Origin of the sequence: Deinococcus marmoris, from assembly GCF_001949125.1 — a bacterium.
Classification (GTDB): Bacteria; Deinococcota; Deinococci; order Deinococcales; family Deinococcaceae; genus Deinococcus; species Deinococcus marmoris_A.
Genome location: NZ_MSTI01000128.1, coordinates 1 through 16,940 on the forward strand (window position 1 = coordinate 1; position 16,940 = coordinate 16,940).

The window sequence follows — 16,940 nt, forward strand, 5'->3', positions numbered from 1 at the left end:
GCACCACGGTTCGCTGAACCGTGGCCTCATGGACACCCCAGTCCTGGCCGATGTGAAACAACGTGCGGTACTCGCGCCAGAACTCCAGCGTCATCAGGAGTTGCGCTCCCAAAGAGAGTGCAGGTGGCCGTCCAGATTTGACTTTGTTGGCATGGCGTTCTTGCAACACGGTCTCCATCTCTAGAAATGTTTCGGGGTACACACCAGTGCGACGGCGAAAACTCGTGCGATTTAGCTTCAGGGCCTGGTGATATTTTAGCGTGCCAACCATCCCCTACCCTAGCGCACGACTTTCGCAAGAGGTCTAATGTCGGCTACGGCGTGGACGTGGGCATTCACATCTTCTCCTCCCCGCACCTGACCTTTCAGGCGAGCGTGGGCTTTGCTCAAAATTCGAACCTGAACATCGCCGGCGACTTTCAGGGGGCGGTGGGCGACTCAGTGCTGATCGGTACCCAGTACTTCAAGCCCCAGACCTTCCTCGTTGGATTTATTCCGGTCGTGTTGGTGCCGAAGGTCGAGCTATATCTGACGGCAGGCGGCGAGATCACATCGCACGTGAACTTCGCGGCCAGCGAGTCGGTCACCGCCCGGGTCGGGGCACGCTGGACGAGCAGTGACGGCTGGAAAAACATCTCTGGCTTCGGCATTACGGGCAGCCTGCCGCCCCCGACCTTCTCCGGTTCTTTGAAGCCGCGCGTCGGGATGCAGAGCCGGGCCAGCTTCACGCTCTACGACGTGGCAGGGCCGGAAGCGGCGCTGGAAGCTGGCGTGAATCTTGACGTGGCCTATCCCCGGAACCCGAACTGGATCGTTAGCGGTTTCATGAAAGGCACGCTGGGCTTCCGGGTGACGTTACCCATTCTGAAGACCATAGCGAGTTATAACGCCACGAACTTCGACATCAGCAAGGAACTGGGGCGCTCCAGCAATACGCCGCCCGTGCTGAAGCTGACCAGTCAGCCGCACACGGTCAATGTGGGCTTACCGCTCAACTTCAGGGCGTTCTGCACCACGACCGGCCCCGCCTTCGGCAACGGCGAGTTTTATTCCGCCAGCGACGCCGAGGACGGCTGCCCGAAGATCAGTGTGGCGTCCAGCAAGGATGGGACGCTGACGCCGGATTACACATTCACCACGCCTGGCGAACGCATCATCACGGTGAAGGCCACCGATAGCCAGGGGGCCAGCGCCAGCCTGTCCTTCGTGCTGAATGTAGCTAATCCGCCGCCCACCTTAAGCGTGAAGTACACCAGCGATCCCCACCAGGGTGAAGACCACCTGATGTCCGTCACAATCACCGATCCCAACGAGGCAAATACCAACCTCCTCTGCGGGAATACCACCTGGGCAGTGGACGCCCCCGACACGCTGTCAGCCACCAGCGGCTGCAATGTCAAGGTCAAATTCGGTGTAACCGGCTCACGCCAGGTTCGCGTGACCACCCATAACAATTACGGGGCAGTTGCCTCGCAGACGGTAACGTTAAACGTGCTGCCGCCGCCAGTCAATCCGTACCCGGTGATCACGGCCTCCGGGGTTTACACGCTGGGCGGCACTCTCTGCGACGAGTACGCGGTGACCAATGGCTCGACGCTGGATTTCAGGACGACCACCTCTTGTACGGCCAAGACGGCCAGGTATGCGGCGAAGGCCACTATCAACAATCCACAGAGCGAGACCCTGACCTACGACTGGAAACTCATCGTGCAGTACAACGGCACGGATACGGTCTTCGCCGAGTCCAATACGCCAACCCTCGCCCTGCACGGTCCCGGCGGCGGTTTCAACAACGGCGGTGCTACCACTGCCTGCCGCGTGACCCTCTCCATCGGCGCACCCGATCCCAGGCGCAGCAAGAGCCTGACGGTCTGGTCGGGTCTATGTAACTACTACACTTTCCGCCTGGCCTGATCATTCGGTAGCGGTCGCCCTTCCTTCAGTGCTGAAAAGTTGACGGAGAGCTTGATGGGAATACAGGTGGCTCAGCAAGCGGCCTGGCCAGTGTTGGAAAAATTTGGGCTTCCCTGAGCGTAGTAGGGCGCACGGATCTTGATACTGGTGGCGAAGTCAGATGCCGGTCTCCCAGAACAGTGTTTTTCGTCACTGCGCCACTGCCGTCTTCCGATGAAATGGCCAGATTTTGACTTCGCCACCAGTATCGATCTTGAGGTGACCCCTAATCCACTGCCCAACGGCAATATCTAGGAGGGCGCAGCGGAATTAGAGATTGCGCCTGAAACGCTGTCCCCGTTGGGTTGATCGTGGTCAAGCTCAGCCCACAGCTCTCTGGACGAGGGCAGTGATCCTTGCCTCGGTGTCCGGTGTCCAGTCCATCAAGGCAAAGGCTGTCGGCCACAAGGCACCATCGTCAAGCCTTGCCTCGTTGCTGAAGCCCAGCGTCGCGTACCTCGTCTTGAATTTGTGCGCTCCCTGGAAGAAGCAGACCACCTTGCCTTCCCGGACGTAGGCGGGCATGCCGTACCAGAGCTTCGGCTGCAGGTCAGGTGCGCAGGCCATCATCAGGGCATGCAGCCGCTCCCCCAAGACGCGGTCCGGTTCGGGCATTTCCGCCAGTTTCGCCAGGACCTCACTCGCCCCGTCTCCCCTGGTGGCCCGCGAGCCACGCCGCGAATTTCCCTTCAGTTCCTGGGCACGTTCCTTCATCGCGGCCCGTTCTGCGTCCGTGAAGCCCTCAGCCACGTCTGTTTTGCTGGCCACTGCTGGGCGTGTGCTGGGCTTCCCCGTTTTTACAGAGGTCTTTGCTGTCATCAGATTCATTCCTGTAGGGGAAACGCGGGTGACGGCTTCGCCGTCACGGGCCTGTTGCGTCAGCGCCGCTCCTGAATCCGGATCAGGTTGCCCGCAGGATCACGAAACGCGCAGTCGCGCACGCCGTACGCCTGCTCCGTCGGCTCCTGGACGACCTCGGCGTCGCTGGCTTGCAGGCGCTCGAACGTTCCGTCCAGATCGTCAGTGGCCAGGTTGATGCTGGCGTAGCTGCCTTTGGCCATCATTTCAGCGATAGTGCGGCGCTCATCGTCGGTCAGGCCCGGATCCATGGCAGGGGGATGCAATACGATGGACGTGCCGGGTTGGCCCACCGGGCCAACCGTGATCCAGTGCAGGCCGCCGTACTCGACACTATTCCGGACCTCGAAGCCGAGGGTGTCGCGGTAGAACGCCAGCGAGGCGTCCGGGCTGGTGTGCGGCAGGAACGTCTGGTGAATGGTGAGGTTCATGGCGTCATCCTAGGTTCGCCGCGCATTCAGTGCTTCTCGATTCCTGATCGGACGGGTCACCTGCTTCGCCACGCAGGGCGGGATACCCGCCGTCGCGCCCGCCGCGTGCTGACGGTACAGACTGGGCGACATCCCCACCAGTTCGGAAAAGCGGGTGCTGAAGGTGCCCAGGGAGGAACAGCCAACCTCAAAACAGACCTGGGTGACGCTCAGGTCACCATGACGCAGCAGCGTCATGGCGCGCTCGATGCGCCGGGTCATCAGGTAGCTGTATGGGGACTCGCCGTAGGCCAGCCGAAACTGTCGGCTCAGGTGTCCCGCCGACATGTTCACGCCTTCGGCTAGTGCTTCGACATTGAGCGGCTGCGCGTACTCCCGGTCAATCCGGTCCCGCACACGGCGCAGTCGCGCGAGATCGCGCAGGTGCGGCAACGTGTCGGCATTATCCATGGTGCTTCAGGATAAGCCCATCTGGTGAGGCGTTCGAGCGGTTGATGGAACCCTTCTCCCCCTCTGATAGATGGTCTGGGCGGTGGAAGTGCAGGGGCTTCGGGTGGTCTGGCGATCTTCCCCGGAAGGCGAGCGCGAAGGCTTCCAGCTTCCACACGATGAAGCACGATAGCGGGTTGATTGCTTGTGCCGAACCCGGCCAGCGCCCATGCTGACGCCATGCCGACGACGGGCGAGCTGCTCAACCCCCTGGCCCTGTGCAGCCGGGCGGAGGACGCCACGCGCCGCGAGCTGCTGATGCGCGGCGTGCTGGGCCACCTGTCCGCCTGGCAGCTCAGCCCCGAAGTCGAGGCCGATCCCGACTGGGAAGACGTGCAGGCCCTGCTGGTGCCGCATCCCCCGGAGGTCCCAGCGGTCCGTCCAGCGGCCAAGCCAGGGCTGTGGTTGTACGCCGCCGAGCAGAGTACCGATCTGGAATGCGGGGAGTTCGTGGAGTGGGCCTGGCCGCTGGGCGGCAGCGAGCAGACCGTGCTGGGCGTGGTAGAGGTGCAGGAACCGCTGATGATCCGGGTCCACCGCTCATTCTACGTCGACGCGGGCCGCCCGGTCCCAGCCTTCCTGCGGGCCTATGACGGCCTGCTGCTCTTGAAAGTGGGGGAAAGGCGCGCCCGCATCCTCGTCCAGCAGGTGGACTCACGCGCCCTGTTGGAGATCGCAGTATTCGCCTACAAGCGGCGCGCCGAACTGCGCAATCCCTCAGCCTATGTGGAAGCGCTGATTCGGTCCCTGGAGACGGGGGATACACCGAAAGTGGCCAGCGCTGACCTTCCAGACGGAGACAGAGGGGCGGAAGAATCTGCGAGCGTTGTAGGGTCTGACGTTTTGGGCCAGGCTGCGCCCACATCCCCCCGACGCCGCTCCGCTCAGTGACAGTCCCAGTGATACACCACCCGTGAAAAGTCGCGCGCGGCGAGGTCTTCGGGCCGGATAAAGAAATTGCCGATGCCTGCGTCTCCCCACATCACGCCCCACTCGGTTTCGCTGTCCAACTGAAAGAGCAGCAGGTGCGGGTCTTCGGTGCCTCTGGGGTCCGTCTGCGTGAAGTCGGGATGTCCGCCCACCTTGGAGGCCAGCGTCACCACATCGCCACACGCGTAGAAACGCAGATCGCCGACAATCTCACCGTCCTCGCCCTCCGTCTTGTCCAGAAAATCGATGGTCACCAGGCCATCAAACAATCGGTCATTGGCCGAGAGAATGTCCTGGGCGAGGTAGCCCCGTAGCGGCACCTCCACAGCCGGATCGTGCGGCAAGACGTCCCAGACCCTTTCTATGACAGACAGATCGAGCGCCGCCTCATCCTGAATCACCTCGGGATGGAACAGCACCCGGTAGGTGGTCTGAGGCACTTCATCCAGCGGCAGACCAGAATCAAAGTCGCAGCCCATCAGATCGTCGTCCAGAATGAAGAACTGCACCAGGCCAGTCGTGGGGTAGCCGTCCAACACAGGCAGGTCCGCGAAGTGGAGTTGTGCCAGGAATGCCAGCGCCTGACCATCTGGAGTTGTTGGCCAGGGCTGACCCTGCTCGCGGTAGGGCACTCCGCCCACCTTGCAGCTCCAGGGGCGGCCAGACTGCCCATCCCGGACGAGGTGAACGGAGGGGCGCAGCGTCGCCTCGATCTCGCTGCGGTGCGGCCTAAGCAGGTCCGGTAAGCGGAGCCGGGGCGGAATGACATCCTGCTTCTCCCGCTCCCCCATCACAGCGTCCACATAGCCTTTCTTGCGTTTTTCGCCGAGTCTCTTGTCCGCTTCTTTCTGGGCTGCTTCAGGAGAAGCGTGGGTCCTGGACTGCCTCTGGCCGTCCGTTCCGATACGTCCGTACCGGAGGTGTAAGGCCGCGTCCTCCAGCACCAGTTCATAGAACTTGTGTTCGCGCGCGTTGGACAGCTCCAAGTAATACCGGGTCATGGCAGTCCAGGGGAGAGACTCACCAGGACGGCATTCAAGTGAAACTCACCAGTTGCACCTGGAGCCGCGCCGCCTGGTTGTCGCACGTTCCCGTGGTCAGGGCGCGGGCTGCCTCGGCGCGCAGTTCAGCGCCGTCCAGGGCACCCACCTCCAGCACCTCACCAAGTTTGCGGTACTCCTCGGCGTCCAGGCGGCTGCCATAGACCACCTTCAGGGACCGCACCGTCTCCTGGGCACGCTCTGTGGGCGACAGAACCGCATACCGCTCGCGCGCCACCTGATCTGGATCGAGTTCCAGCTCCAGCAGACGTGGCTGGACCGCCCTAGCCTTACACACGCAGGCCCCTCTAGCACTCTTCGCGCTGCGGGCCTGGCCCTCAATTCTCGCCCATCCCCTCAAATTCCCGCTCCAGTTCTTCCACGCTGGGGAGTTGGCCTTTCAGCTCCGGAGGTAGCGCCTCGGCCAGCTCGTAGGTGCTGATGCCCAGCGGCTTGTTCACGTCGCGCAGGGCGTACTCGGCGATGACCTTGTTCTGCGTGCGGCACAGCAGCAGCCCGATGCTGGGCGCGTCGTCCGCGTGGCGCAGCAAGTCATCGGCTGCGGACAGGTAGAAATTCATCTTGCCCACGTACTCCGGTTTGAACTCCCCGATCTTGAGGTCGATGACCACGTAGCAGCGCAATTTCAGGTGATAGAACAGCAGGTCCAGGTAGAAATCCTCGCCGCCCACTTCCAAGTGGTACTGGCTGCCCACGAAGGCAAAGCCCACGCCCAGTTCCAGCATGAACTCGCGTAGGTGCGCCAGCAGGCCACGTTCCAGATCCCGCTCGTGGGCCTCGCCCCCCAGGCTCAGGAAGTCGAAATTGTAGGGGTCTTTCAGGAGTTGCTGGGCCAGCTCAGATTGTGGCGCGGGCAGGGTGACTTCAAAGTTGGTGGTGGCCTGGCCCTGGCGCTCGATCAGGCGTGAGTCGATCTGGTGCGCCAGGACGTTGCGGCTCCAGCCGTACTGCACCGTGGCGTGGGCGTACCACTCACGGGCAGCAAGGTCTTTGACCTTCTGCATCAGCACGACGTTGTGGCCCCAGGGCAATTGTCCAACAAGCTGTTGGACGATCTGGGTATCCGGCCAGGTGGCGGCGAACTGCTGCATGTAGCTCAGGTTGCTGCGGCTGAACCCCTTCATGTCGGGGAACTCGGTCTTCAGGTCACGGGCCAGTTGCTCGATGACCTTGGCACCCCAGCCTGCCTGTTGTTGTCGGCTCAGGATGGCCTGCCCGATGTGCCAGTACAGCGTGACCAGTTCGCGGTTGACGCTCAGGGCCGCGCGGGTCTGGGCGCTGCGAATCTGCGTCTTGAGATCGCCTAGTAAGGCAGCGTAGTCGGTGGGAAGGACTAGGTCAGCCGCCATAGCCCAGCTTTTCTAAATTCTGCTTGTTCGCGATTTGCACACGGTGACCATCCTCGAACCACCCGCGCAACTGGCCACCTGGGTGGGCCATCTTCTCGTCAAAAGGTTCTTTGTTGGTTCCCCTGACCGCTGTACACCGGGAATATCCTAGTGTCAGCACCCAGTCATTCTTCAGATCGTCAATCGTGGTGACCTTAACTGTGCGCCGCGTCATGGCTGTTCTACTGACCATCATCGCCGCTCATTCTAGAACGCCTCCAAGAAGGTGAGGTAGCGGAGCGCGATCTCTCCGGTCACGCTGCCCCAGTGAGGGTCACCATGTCGGATCTAGAGTTCCCTTGACGGGATCTGGACCAGGACATCCGGCAGGGCCGCACTGCCTATGCCCTGACCCGCAGTGAGGCCCGTCAGGCCGCCGAGAAGGCCCAGCGGGCATCCAGGCGGGAACACGCCGCCCAGACCCAGGCACGGGCCGAGGAGAGGCGCACCGCGCGGGCACAGGCCAGAGTCAACGGCGAGGTGGTCCCCAGAGCCGGGCTGCCGCGACGATCAACGCGGCGGCGACGCGGGCCGAGAAAGCCGCTTCCAGCCCCTCTCAAACTCCAGTGCAACAGTTGTTAGAAGGACTGAAGGCAGTGGAAAGGAGAGAGCTGGAAGCCTGGGTGTTAACTGCTTTTTCGAATCCAACCTCAGACGTTACTCTGACTGTCGCACCCGCCTTTTCAGACGCCCTGGACGCGGTGTTCATGCTGCCGACATTGACGGGCCTGTCGCGCAGCCAGCGGGGAGCGTTGGTGGAGAAAACGGCGCGCACCCTGGCCGCCGCTTTCGAGGACTCCCAGAACTTCAAGTTCTGGTGCTGGCTGATCTGGCAAACCCTGCGCGCCCATGACCAGGGCCAGGACTGGAGCGACGACGTGGCGCACCTGATGGCCCGCGTGCTGGACGACATTCGACAATACGAACAGATGGGCAACCGGGCACAGAACTACCCTGCCGCGCTGGTGGTGAACGGGTTGAGGAACTGCGGACTGCTCGACGCATTGCGGCAGATTGCGCCGACGCGGGTGGGAAAGCGGCCCCGCGCCGCATGACCTAGAAACGCTGATCGAGCAGAACCAGGTGCAGCCCGTGATGGGGCTGTGCGGCGTGAATGCAAAATACGCCTGCGCCCATGCTGGACGGGATTTAGGTGTGGATTGCCTTTGCTGCCTGTGTATCAAGCCCGCGTAGGATATGACTTTCAAGGAGGCACTGTGGCCGACGTCTGGGATTTCCTCTTTCTAAGCGGTGAGTTTGCGCCGCGCACGTACATCCTGGAAGGGCTGACTCTTCAGGATGTCGGCACCCGCCCATCAGGAGCGTCACACAGCATCTACGAGGAGCTGTGGCACACCGTCGTCTGGCAGCGCGTCGTACTGGAACGCGATACAGCGGCCATCGAAGGCTGGGACGAGAACGTGGGCTTTCCCGCCAGTCCTGCTCCTGAAGATGAGGCCGCCTGGCAAGCTCTTGTCGATTCATTTCTCGCCTACTCTGAACGTGCCGTCGAACTCGCGCAGGACGACACCTGGCTGGAGACTGAGGAAGGCACGGACAATCCTGGATTCACCTGGAGAAATGCGCTCGAACAGCTTGCTGTTCACAACGCCTACCACATGGGCAAAATCGTCCTCTTGAGGCAAATTCTGGGCTGCTGGACGCCGCGCTCCAAATAGCATTGCTCTCCGCCAAGGTCATCAACCAGAGCGCCTGGCTTTTACGGCTGGGAGGGTGAGGCCTGGCAGTCACAGCAGCGGCAAATCGGTTTGGCGGGTCAAGGTCTTTTCTGATATTGGACGGGAGGGCAAGTCATAGTATGGGCAATGAACCGCACGGACCGCCTGTTCGCTCTGGTGCTGGAATTGCGCAGTGAGGTCTGGACCCCCGCAGAGACGCTGGCCCAGACCTTCGGGATCAGTGTCCGGACGGTTTACCGGGACGTGGCCGCCCTGAACGAGGCAGGCGTACCTGTGCTGAGTGTGCCAGGGCGCGGCTACTCGATGATGCCCGGTTACTTTCTTCCTCCACTTCACCTCACCTCCGAAGAGGCGGTCATGTTGGCCCTGGGCGCAGACGCGGTCTACGGGGCCTTTGACACCGACTATGCCCAAGCGGCACAGTCGGCCCTCAAGAAGTTGCGGGCCGCCTTGCCGGATGAGCGGCGCACAGCAGTGACCCAACTGCAAGAACATCTGCGGATCGTTGCGCCGGGTGACGTTGAGAACACCGACATCCTGCGGATCTTACGCGGGGCGGTGCTGGGCGGGCGGATCATCCGGTTCCAGTACCACAAGCCCACGCAGGGGCCAGAACGACGGGAGGTCTATCCCCTGCGCCTGGTTTATTTGCATGGTGCGTGGTTACTGGGCAGTTTTGACCCGGCACGGGGAGAGCGGCGTTCTTTTCGGCTCAGCCGCATGGAGGCCGTGCAGGTGCAACCTGAAACCTTCGTGGCTGAGCCAGAGTGGCGCACCGATCCTGGTCCGCAGCGCGAGCAGATGAACCTGACGGTTCGTCTGCATTTTCCGGGCGAGCTGAAACGCGCTGTACGCGAACGTCCCAGCTTTTTTCAGACGGCAGTGGAGGACCTGAAGGGCGGCCTGGAAGTCACCCTGCAAGTCCGTGACCTTCAGAGCGTATGGCCCTGGGTGCTGTCGTGGGGTGCGGACGTGCGGGTGTTGGAGCCTCCAGAACTGCGCGAGCGGCTGCGAGAAGAGGCGCGGCGCATGCTGCTGACCTGAGCGCTGTCCAAGGTGCTTAGTCAAAGTGCTGCCGGGCCACTCCTGACATAGGGCTGTCAGTGGCCTCCCCTACGTTGGTTCCAGGAGGTCAATCATGAACACCATTCTCGCCTTCGTCACGCTGCATACGCCGGATTACAGGGCGGCCCGCGCTTACCTGACCGACGTTCTGGGCTTCGAGGCCACCGAGGAGCGGCCCGGCGCAAACGCCTTCGTCAGCGCGAGCGGCGCAGGACTGGCGCTGCGTGAAGACCGGGACGCCAGGCCACTGCTCGGCGGGGGCGTCACCATCTCTTTCATCGTGCCAGAGGTGGAGAAGTACCACCAACAGCTCGTGGAGCGTGGCGCGAGGATCGTGCAGCCGCCGCACAACATGCCCTTTGGGCGCACCTTCACCGTACTGACCCCGGATGGTCACCAACTCGGCTTTTACGAGGCGTAGCACGGCCCGCCGCTCTCTCTCGCATAAAAGGAGAACCCGACATGCACACCACTCTCGATTTCATTGCTTTGCACACCCAGGATCTGGCGGCTGCCCGCCAGTACTACACTGAAATTCTGGGCTTCGAGACCACCGCTGGTCCGCCCAACGCCGCCGTGTTTACCCAGGCAGGCGGGGCAAGCCTGGCTGTGCGTGAACCCCTGCCGCATGAGGCCAGGGACCACCTCGGCTCGGGCGCGTCCATCTGGTTCGCTGTACCTGATGCTGACGCTTACCACGCGCAGGTCACGTCGGCAGGCGCGCAGGTCACGCAACCCCCGCAGGACGGTCCCTTCGGACGGATGTTCAGTGTGCAGACACCGGACGGCCACGCGCTGACGTTCCATCAAGTACAGCAATGACCGCGCCTCTGCTGCCAGTCACCCCGCCATTCGACTTGCGTCATACGCTGGCTTTTCTGAACGGCTTTCCACCTGCACAGGGCGAGCAAAACACCGCAGGCGAACTTCGCAAGGCCACCCGCCTGAATGGGCAGACTGTCGGCTTCGTGGTAGGGCAGGACACGGCGGGCTTGAAGTACACCCTTCATCCCGAACAGCCTTTGACTGGGGCAGAGACGGCGGCCCTGCTGGAACGCCTGGCCTCTTTCCTGGCCACTGGGGATGACCTCCAGCCCTTTTACGATCTGGCCGAGCAAGACACGGCGTTTGGGCCGACCTTGAAAGCCATGCATGGCTTTCATCAGCCCCGTTTCCTGACACCATTCGAGGTGGCGTGCTGGGCAGTGCTGACCCAGCGGCTCCCGAATGCGCAGGCGTTGCGGCTCAAACGGAGGGTCACGGAAGCCTGTGGCGGCGAGTGGGAGGGCCGCCCAGCCTTTCCTGAACCCACCGAATTAGCCGGGCTGACTGAAGCGGAGTGGCTGGCGTTGGTAGGCCAGGAACGCAAGGCCCGCGCGCTGCTGGCGGTGACGCGAGCTTTTTCAGAGGTGAGCGAAACGGAGTTGCACCAGCGTTCTACTGCCGAGCTGCGCGCGTGGCTTCTGGGTCTGTACGGGATCGGCGACTGGAGTGCGCTATTCATTCTGGTGCGGGGGCTGGGGCGTAAGGAAGTGTTGGAGGTGGGCGCAGATGGTCCGCTGCGTAAGGAGCTGTTGCGTGCCGCCCGGCCCATTTACGGTGACCTGAGCGCCGCCGAGCTGACGCGCGTCGCCCAGCGCTATGGGGATCAGCAGGGCCAGTGGGCCACCTACCTGCGCAGCCGCGCGGCAGTGATCGGACCAATGGTAGAAACCTGACAAGGGGTGGCCGTGCCCTGTCGCATTTGAAGCCTCCGGTTTACAGGTCTGAAAAACGACGTGTTTCTGGCAGTCTGATGGTATCCCGGTTGAAGTAAAGCTTGATGGGGACACGGGCCGAGTAAGCCAGCGCCAGACCCTCCCCTACTTCAGTGCAACAGTCAGTTAAAGGACTGAAGGCGGTAGAATATAGAGAGCTGGAAGCCTGGGTGTTAGCCCAATTTTCCGACTCCACCTCAGACTCAGGAATTACACCTCTGTATAGCATGAGAACACTGTCCCAAACAGTGAAAATTGACTCGCTTTCGTGGGGTGGTTTCTGTCATTTTACCCTCTTCCTCCCCACCTCAAAAGCTCAGCGTCTCAATGCTGTCATCCCGCTTTTTAGCATGCTCCCGAACCATTCACACCTCTTCAATTTTGCCAAACCATTCTGGGATTCTCGCGCCAGGAGGGAATTTTTCTGATTATGCAGATGCAACTCCTGAGTCTTACCGTACCGTTGATCCTGAAGGCAACTCAGCGCCCCGTTGCACCTGACTCTCTAGAAAATTGTCGATCAGCGCAAAGGTTGCGGAAGGCTGTTCAATCTGCGGAAGATGTCCGGCCCGCTCAATGATCTGAAACTGGGCATCGAGAAAAGCGGCGGCGTAAGCTGGAGTCCCGATCTGATCGCTCTCTCCCCACAGCACCAGGGTAGGCATCTCCGTCTAGCCCAGGCGGCCCGCAAGTTGGGGATCATGCATGTAATGGTCCAAGGCCAGGACGCGCATCGTCGTCATGTTGGCCTGCTGGGCCTGCCCCGCTTTTGCGTAGTTGAGGTTAAGCGGCTTTAGCCTGGCGCTCGAACTCGTGGGGTGTCAAGTACCCGAATGTGGAGTGGCGGCGCTGTCGGTTGTAGAAGACCTTGATGTATTCGAAGACGGCCTGCCGGGCAACTATGCGGTTCTCGAAGATGTTGTCCTCGAACAGCTCCCTTTTCAGGGAGCTAAAAAAGCTCTCCACGACAGCATTATCCTGGCAATCCCCCCTTCTGCTCATGCTCCCTTTGGCCCGTAGGCGGGCCAATTCTCCCTGAAATATCCGACTGGCGTACTGACTTCCTCTATCGCTGTGATGGAGCAAACCAGGCGCTGGACAGCGACGCTGCACGGCCATCTGGAGAGCAGCAAGCGGCAACGTGGCTGGCATATGGGCGTCCATGGCATAGCCCACCACTGCGCGCGAATGCAGATCGAGGGTCACCGCGAGGTACAGCCAGCCTTCTTTCGTGGGAACAAAGGTCAAATCCGAAGCCCAGACCGCATTGGGCTGCTGGACGTCGAACTGACGATCCGGGAGATTCGGGCAGACCGGAAAGAAATGCGCACTGTCTGTCGTGCGTACATGGCGGCGTTTTCCTTTGGCCCGTAGACCTCCGACACGCATTAAGCGGGCGACGCGTTTCCTAGAAACCTGCACTCCTTCCGCGCGCAGCTCGGCATGAATGCGTGGGGATCCATAGCGCCCTTTGCGAAGCTGGTGAATCTCTCGGATGCGCTGCTGGAGCAACGCATCCCATTGCTGTTGGTTGGAGACGGGCCTTCTTCGCCAACTGTGGTACCCACTCACCGAGACCTCCAGCACGCGACACATCACGTCCAGGCGGTATTGCGTCCGGTGATCAGAGATGAAGTGGTACCTCAGCGTATGGTTTCCATGGCGAAGAAGGCGGCGGATTTTTTAAAATTTCCCGCTCCTGACGCAGAATTTCGTTTTCTTTACGGAGTTTTCGGATCTCCTGTTGCTCTGGAATCAGAGTCTACTTTCCCTGACCAGGGAAAGTAGACTCACCCTGTTCCTGTTCAGCCGTCAGCCACTTGCGGAGCAGTGAGGCACCCTCGCCGAGCTCACAGGCGGTGTGATAGAGGTTGCCGCCCGTTCGGGCGAGCTGAACAGCGTCTCGTTTGAATTCAGTGGAATGGATTCTGCGGTGGGTCATGATGGTGCCTCCTCTTGTCGAGGCTTATCCGCATCTGCGCAAAACCGGGTCACCCTCACTCATGAGTTGATCGTTTGGAGATATTCGGTAGAGAGGTCGAGAAGATCTCCAAGTGACGCCTCTCCATTTGTTTCAGCCCAGGCGAACAGCGCGATGTCAAAGCAGGTGAGACCGCAAAGGACGATTGCCCGCGCGGGTACATCACGCTGGAACGGCCCGGACGGGAGGCGTTCAGCTACAAGCGGAACCAGGATCTCGGCCCAGGCAAGGTGCTTTTCAAGGTGACGTGCCCGCAACGAGGCTGTGCTGTTCATGACCCGCACAGTTCGCAGTGACCCTTTGACATCCCCCTCGGTCGACTCGACGAGGGTATTCAGCGCGCGACGCCACGCCGTTAGGACCTTTTCCTCGCGGGGACGCGTGCGCAGCGCCGCTTCAATGAGGCGAACATATGGGAAAAAGTCACCCATGACGACATCCTCTTTGGTGGCGAAATAACGAAAGAAGCTGCGCGGTGAAATTCCGGCGGCGACCGCAATCTGATCGACGGTCGTTTCATCGAAGCCCTGTTCGGCAAACAGCTCCATCGCCTGCTCAGCGATCTCTGCCCGCATCAATTCCCGCGTTCGGTCCCTGAGGGCCGGAGGAGAAAAACTTGCTTGTTCTGCCATCAGGCATCATACGCCGACAGATTTGACAGTCACTGCCATTTATGGCGTATACTGTCAAAACGGCATTGACCGTGCTTAGGGAGATGAAAATGGAAAAGCGCAAATTGGGTACACAGGGTCTGGAGGTCTCGGCCCTCGGGTTCGGAGCAATGGGCATCTCGCTCGCTTACGGACCAGCGGATGAGGCTGAAGGTATCGCTACAATTCAACACGCCCATGAACTCGGCGTGACGTTCTTCGACACCGCAGAAATGTACGGCTGGGGTGAGAACGAGCGGATCCTCGGCAAAGCACTCAAACCAGTCCGCAACGAGGTCGTGATTGCCACCAAATTCGGCTTTACCCACGACTATGGCCTGGACAGCCGCCCGGCGCATATTCGCGAAGTTATTGAACGCAGCTTGCGGTTTCTGGGCACCGATTACATCGACGTGTTGTATCAGCACCGGGTCGATCCCAACGTGCCAATTGAGGATGTCGCCGGGGTGGTCAAGGAATTCATCGACGCCGGTCAGGTGAAATATTTTGGCCTCAGTGAGGCTGGTCCCGAGACGCTTCGCCGGGCACACGCGGTTCAGCCAGTTTCGGTTTTGCAAACGGAGTATTCCCTGTTCGAGCGCGACGTTGAGACGCTTTTTCCGCTGCTCAGTGAATTGGGGATTGGTTTTGTTCCCTACTCACCTCTGGGCCGTGGTTTTCTCACAGGCGCTGCAAAACCAGGCGCGCAATACGATGAAAGCGATCTGCGCCGAACTGACCCGCGCTTTCAGCCGGGCAACTTCGAGAAGAACTTGGCGGCCACCAACAAACTCACCGAGTTGGCTGAGGCCAAACACATGACGGTTGCTCAATTGGCACTGGCGTGGCTGCTGGCGCAGGGCAACGACATTGTTCCGATCCCCGGGACACGCAGCCCCAAACGCGTTGAGGAGAACGTCCGAGCCGCCGACTTTGTTCTGACCGGCGCAGACCTCGGCAGGATTGATGCGATTCTTCCTGATGGTGGATTCGGCTCCCGTTACACTGAAGGTCTGCTGCCCGTCTGGGTCTGATATTTGATCGCCTGGGGCTTGTATTTCCTTCCCTGAGTTCTTGGTGGGCCATTGTGTGCTGGCTTCCAAGAAATAGATGCCTCTCCAGAGGCAGGTGGCCTGAAGTTCAGGGGACTTGTTGTACCGCTTCCCTTCACATCTTAAAGGCAGCTTGCTGGTGGTGACGGCGTTGGCAAGTGGGGACAGGCGAGCAGGCGGGATGGTCAAGACTCTCTTGCCTGACATCTTGCAGTTTTGCAAAAGAATGTCTGGAACGCACTTTCGCCCCCATAGTGAGGTGTGTACCCAAAAGAATCGCGCTCCAGACGGCTTTATTCTGACATTCTGCCTTGCTTTTCTCGCAAACAACACCGGGAATCCTTCGAGGTCTTCCTTGACCTGTTGCTTGATGGTTCCGGCAGACCTCTGCCGGAACGGACCACCGTCAAATCCCCCTCGGCGCTCAGCCGCTTTTTCAATTACGCCACCTGGAGTACCCGTCGGCTCTGCCGGGTAATGCGCCAGCACGCTTTCCAGACGTTGCAGGATCGGTGGCGACAGTAGCCTCACCAGCGCCCCAGACTGGAACTCCTGGTTGACCTCACCAGTTTGGAAAAGACTGGCAAGTTCAGCGAACTTGCCGACTAGATGCATACCTGCCATAGCGTTCATGGTGTCCATCTGGTGGTGCTATACCTGTGCTGCGGTGAGCTTCGTCTCCCCTGGGCTTTTCAGGTCTGGCGGGGTAAGGGGACACCTTCTCCTGCACAACTCGCGCTGAAGTTGCTGCGTACGGTGCCATTGGCACTCCTCCTGGGGAAGCGGCGTTCCCGTCTCCATGCCGATGGAGGGTTCGAGAGTACCGAGTTCATCCAGGGTGTGCTGAGCCGGGGGTTGGACATCGTGGTGGGCGTGCGTTGCAACCGCAAGCTGAAGGATGGCCGCCAGATGCGTGACCTGATGGTCCGGGGCAGCCTGGTCAAGCCCACAGGGCTTGATCAGGCCATGTGCGTTTCCTGGGTCTGGCTCTACCGCAACAAGGAGCCAGAGCAACGCTTTGTCATGTCGAATCTTGACCTGGGCGGCAAGTATCTCGCACGAGTAGGGAAACGCCGCTGGCGCACCCTCCGCCTTTTTCAAAACGGTCAAGGGCCGCTTCGGACTTGAACGCTTTGCCCAACACAGCAAGCGGGCAGGCGTCCTCAAGGGCGTCCGTTCTGCCCAAGAAACAGGGTGTCCTGCGCTGGTGGTGCCTTTCTGGCTTGGCCTTCCCGCTCTGTCATCTCCAGGATCTTGACCTCCCTCTTCGCCTGCCAGGTATATGGCCAGACTGGGGCGACTGATCTGTCAAGTGTTTGGTGGAGGCTCAGTTCGGGATGGGGGCTTGCTCCTCAAAGGCCGCCGGGGACCGGTAGCCTAACGCGGAGTGACGACGCTGGCGGTTATAGAACACCTCAATCCACTCGAAGACCTCCGTTCGTGTTTGGGCACGACCCCACTGCGCCTTTCCAAGTTCCAGTTCCGTCTTCAACGTCGCGAAAAAGCTCTCCTGAACGGCGTTATCCCAGCATTCTCCTTTCTCGCTCATGCTCTGAACCGCGTGCAGTCTGTCTAGCGCCTCCTTGTAGACCTCACTCGTGTATTGGCTCCCCCTGTCTGAATGG

At 60.7% G+C, this 16,940-nt stretch carries 22 protein-coding genes and 1 pseudogene; 10 read left to right on the plus strand and 13 right to left on the minus strand.

All coding sequences use genetic code 11. From position 1 onward, the window contains the following. Positions 1 to 271: transposase family protein (locus tag BOO71_RS29090; RefSeq protein ID WP_139323031.1), on the minus strand; the 271-nt coding region annotated here is incomplete at its 3' end. Between the two features lie 50 nt (positions 272 to 321). Here BOO71_RS29090 and BOO71_RS18525 point away from each other — a divergent pair. Further along, positions 322 to 1,914 carry a hypothetical protein gene (locus BOO71_RS18525; protein WP_075834867.1) on the plus strand — a complete coding sequence of 531 codons (1,593 nt, stop codon included), beginning with the start codon at positions 322 to 324 and terminating at the stop codon, positions 1,912 to 1,914. A gap of 360 nt (positions 1,915 to 2,274) precedes the next feature. Here the strand turns inward: BOO71_RS18525 and BOO71_RS18530 are convergent, their stop codons facing one another. The 3 genes from BOO71_RS18530 to BOO71_RS18540 all read right to left on the minus strand — a co-directional run bounded on the left by BOO71_RS18530 (position 2,275) and on the right by BOO71_RS18540 (position 3,692). Then, positions 2,275 to 2,721, minus strand: a complete 447-nt coding sequence (locus tag BOO71_RS18530) for an iron chaperone (protein WP_139323032.1) — start codon at positions 2,719 to 2,721, stop codon at positions 2,275 to 2,277. A 110-nt stretch (positions 2,722 to 2,831) separates the two neighbouring features. Continuing rightward, entirely contained in the window at positions 2,832 to 3,242 is a 411-nt protein-coding gene (locus BOO71_RS18535) for a VOC family protein (RefSeq protein WP_075834871.1), read from the minus strand. Positions 3,243 to 3,251: 9 nt separating this feature from the next. Further along, positions 3,252 to 3,692, minus strand: coding sequence for a helix-turn-helix transcriptional regulator (locus BOO71_RS18540; protein WP_075834873.1), 441 nt, complete (start codon positions 3,690 to 3,692; stop codon positions 3,252 to 3,254). 186 nt (positions 3,693 to 3,878) lie between these two features. On the opposite strand from BOO71_RS18540, the gene BOO71_RS27155 reads away from it, so the two are divergent. Continuing rightward, entirely contained in the window at positions 3,879 to 4,622 is a 744-nt protein-coding gene (locus BOO71_RS27155; RefSeq protein ID WP_075834875.1) for a hypothetical protein, read from the plus strand. Here the strand turns inward: BOO71_RS27155 and BOO71_RS18550 are convergent. The 5 genes from BOO71_RS18550 to BOO71_RS27160 form a co-directional block, all read right to left on the minus strand. Further along, the gene (locus BOO71_RS18550; protein ID WP_075834877.1) at positions 4,616 to 5,662 is read right to left on the minus strand and encodes a DUF1963 domain-containing protein; all 1,047 of its coding nucleotides are present in this window, start codon (positions 5,660 to 5,662) and stop codon (positions 4,616 to 4,618) included. The genes BOO71_RS27155 and BOO71_RS18550 overlap by 7 nt on opposite strands. Before the next feature lie 34 nt (positions 5,663 to 5,696). Continuing rightward, entirely contained in the window at positions 5,697 to 5,999 is a 303-nt protein-coding gene (locus tag BOO71_RS18555) for a hypothetical protein (protein ID WP_075834879.1), read from the minus strand. Between the two features lie 40 nt (positions 6,000 to 6,039). Further along, positions 6,040 to 7,071 carry a PDDEXK nuclease domain-containing protein gene (locus BOO71_RS18560; protein WP_075834881.1) on the minus strand — a complete coding sequence of 344 codons (1,032 nt, stop codon included), beginning with the start codon at positions 7,069 to 7,071 and terminating at the stop codon, positions 6,040 to 6,042. After that, positions 7,061 to 7,285 (minus strand): hypothetical protein, encoded by a 225-nt coding sequence (locus BOO71_RS18565; RefSeq protein WP_139323033.1) that lies wholly within the window; start codon positions 7,283 to 7,285, stop codon positions 7,061 to 7,063. Before BOO71_RS18565 ends, BOO71_RS18560 begins: the two co-directional genes overlap by 11 nt. Positions 7,286 to 7,478: 193 nt before the next feature. Next, positions 7,479 to 7,670, minus strand: coding sequence for a hypothetical protein (locus BOO71_RS27160; RefSeq protein WP_139323034.1), 192 nt, complete (start codon positions 7,668 to 7,670; stop codon positions 7,479 to 7,481). 147 nt (positions 7,671 to 7,817) lie between these two features. On the opposite strand from BOO71_RS27160, the gene BOO71_RS18570 reads away from it, so the two are divergent. The 6 genes from BOO71_RS18570 to BOO71_RS18595 all read left to right on the plus strand — a co-directional run bounded on the left by BOO71_RS18570 (position 7,818) and on the right by BOO71_RS18595 (position 11,593). After that, positions 7,818 to 8,165, plus strand: a complete 348-nt coding sequence (locus BOO71_RS18570; protein ID WP_139323035.1) for a hypothetical protein — start codon at positions 7,818 to 7,820, stop codon at positions 8,163 to 8,165. Positions 8,166 to 8,327: 162 nt separating this feature from the next. Further along, positions 8,328 to 8,789, plus strand: a complete 462-nt coding sequence (locus BOO71_RS18575; protein ID WP_075834887.1) for a DinB family protein — start codon at positions 8,328 to 8,330, stop codon at positions 8,787 to 8,789. A 147-nt stretch (positions 8,790 to 8,936) separates the two neighbouring features. Beyond that, positions 8,937 to 9,854: a helix-turn-helix transcriptional regulator gene (locus BOO71_RS18580; protein WP_075834889.1), complete on the plus strand. Its 918-nt coding sequence runs from the start codon at positions 8,937 to 8,939 to the stop codon at positions 9,852 to 9,854. A 94-nt stretch (positions 9,855 to 9,948) separates the two neighbouring features. Continuing rightward, the gene (locus BOO71_RS18585) at positions 9,949 to 10,296 is read left to right on the plus strand and encodes a VOC family protein (RefSeq protein WP_075834891.1); all 348 of its coding nucleotides are present in this window, start codon (positions 9,949 to 9,951) and stop codon (positions 10,294 to 10,296) included. A 41-nt stretch (positions 10,297 to 10,337) separates the two neighbouring features. After that, the gene (locus tag BOO71_RS18590; RefSeq protein ID WP_075834893.1) at positions 10,338 to 10,697 is read left to right on the plus strand and encodes a VOC family protein; all 360 of its coding nucleotides are present in this window, start codon (positions 10,338 to 10,340) and stop codon (positions 10,695 to 10,697) included. Next, a complete protein-coding gene (locus BOO71_RS18595; protein WP_075834895.1) occupies positions 10,694 to 11,593 on the plus strand; it encodes a DNA-3-methyladenine glycosylase family protein in 900 nt (299 codons plus the stop codon). Before BOO71_RS18590 ends, BOO71_RS18595 begins: the two co-directional genes overlap by 4 nt. Before the next feature lie 491 nt (positions 11,594 to 12,084). Here the strand turns inward: BOO71_RS18595 and BOO71_RS18600 are convergent, their stop codons facing one another. The 3 genes and pseudogenes from BOO71_RS18600 to BOO71_RS18615 all read right to left on the minus strand — a co-directional run bounded on the left by BOO71_RS18600 (position 12,085) and on the right by BOO71_RS18615 (position 14,245). Then, positions 12,085 to 12,297 (minus strand): alpha/beta fold hydrolase, encoded by a 213-nt coding sequence (locus tag BOO71_RS18600; protein ID WP_075834896.1) that lies wholly within the window; start codon positions 12,295 to 12,297, stop codon positions 12,085 to 12,087. Positions 12,298 to 12,415: 118 nt separating this feature from the next. Continuing rightward, positions 12,416 to 13,574 (minus strand): annotated as a pseudogene (locus BOO71_RS18605) (IS3 family transposase). A 59-nt stretch (positions 13,575 to 13,633) separates the two neighbouring features. Then, positions 13,634 to 14,245 (minus strand): TetR family transcriptional regulator, encoded by a 612-nt coding sequence (locus tag BOO71_RS18615; RefSeq protein WP_075834902.1) that lies wholly within the window; start codon positions 14,243 to 14,245, stop codon positions 13,634 to 13,636. Positions 14,246 to 14,334: 89 nt separating this feature from the next. Here BOO71_RS18615 and BOO71_RS18620 point away from each other — a divergent pair, with 89 nt between their 5' ends. Then, positions 14,335 to 15,297 carry an aldo/keto reductase gene (locus BOO71_RS18620; protein ID WP_075834903.1) on the plus strand — a complete coding sequence of 321 codons (963 nt, stop codon included), beginning with the start codon at positions 14,335 to 14,337 and terminating at the stop codon, positions 15,295 to 15,297. 780 nt (positions 15,298 to 16,077) lie between these two features. Then, a complete protein-coding gene (locus BOO71_RS18625) occupies positions 16,078 to 16,443 on the plus strand; it encodes a hypothetical protein (RefSeq protein ID WP_075834905.1) in 366 nt (121 codons plus the stop codon). A 199-nt stretch (positions 16,444 to 16,642) separates the two neighbouring features. Here BOO71_RS18625 and BOO71_RS18630 read toward each other — a convergent pair. Beyond that, a partial coding sequence (locus BOO71_RS18630; RefSeq protein WP_139323037.1) for an integrase core domain-containing protein occupies positions 16,643 to 16,940 on the minus strand: 298 nt, incomplete at its 5' end.

Excerpts from the sequence above, each read along its gene's own strand:
- BOO71_RS18565 (WP_139323033.1), bottom strand. The coding sequence starts at position 7,285 with ATGACGCGGCGCACAGTTAAGGTCACCACGATTGACGATCTGAAGAAT.
- BOO71_RS18595 (WP_075834895.1), top strand. The coding sequence starts at position 10,694 with ATGACCGCGCCTCTGCTGCCAGTCACCCCGCCATTCGACTTGCGTCAT.
- BOO71_RS18550 (WP_075834877.1), bottom strand. The coding sequence starts at position 5,662 with ATGACCCGGTATTACTTGGAGCTGTCCAACGCGCGCGAACACAAGTTC.
- BOO71_RS18585 (WP_075834891.1), top strand. The coding sequence starts at position 9,949 with ATGAACACCATTCTCGCCTTCGTCACGCTGCATACGCCGGATTACAGG.
- BOO71_RS18590 (WP_075834893.1), top strand. The coding sequence starts at position 10,338 with ATGCACACCACTCTCGATTTCATTGCTTTGCACACCCAGGATCTGGCG.
- BOO71_RS18570 (WP_139323035.1), top strand. The coding sequence starts at position 7,818 with ATGCTGCCGACATTGACGGGCCTGTCGCGCAGCCAGCGGGGAGCGTTG.
- BOO71_RS18615 (WP_075834902.1), bottom strand. The coding sequence starts at position 14,245 with ATGGCAGAACAAGCAAGTTTTTCTCCTCCGGCCCTCAGGGACCGAACG.
- BOO71_RS18600 (WP_075834896.1), bottom strand. The coding sequence starts at position 12,297 with ATGCCTACCCTGGTGCTGTGGGGAGAGAGCGATCAGATCGGGACTCCA.
- BOO71_RS18560 (WP_075834881.1), bottom strand. The coding sequence starts at position 7,071 with ATGGCGGCTGACCTAGTCCTTCCCACCGACTACGCTGCCTTACTAGGC.
- BOO71_RS18620 (WP_075834903.1), top strand. The coding sequence starts at position 14,335 with ATGGAAAAGCGCAAATTGGGTACACAGGGTCTGGAGGTCTCGGCCCTC.
- BOO71_RS18540 (WP_075834873.1), bottom strand. The coding sequence starts at position 3,692 with ATGGATAATGCCGACACGTTGCCGCACCTGCGCGATCTCGCGCGACTG.
- BOO71_RS18580 (WP_075834889.1), top strand. The coding sequence starts at position 8,937 with ATGAACCGCACGGACCGCCTGTTCGCTCTGGTGCTGGAATTGCGCAGT.
- BOO71_RS18535 (WP_075834871.1), bottom strand. The coding sequence starts at position 3,242 with ATGAACCTCACCATTCACCAGACGTTCCTGCCGCACACCAGCCCGGAC.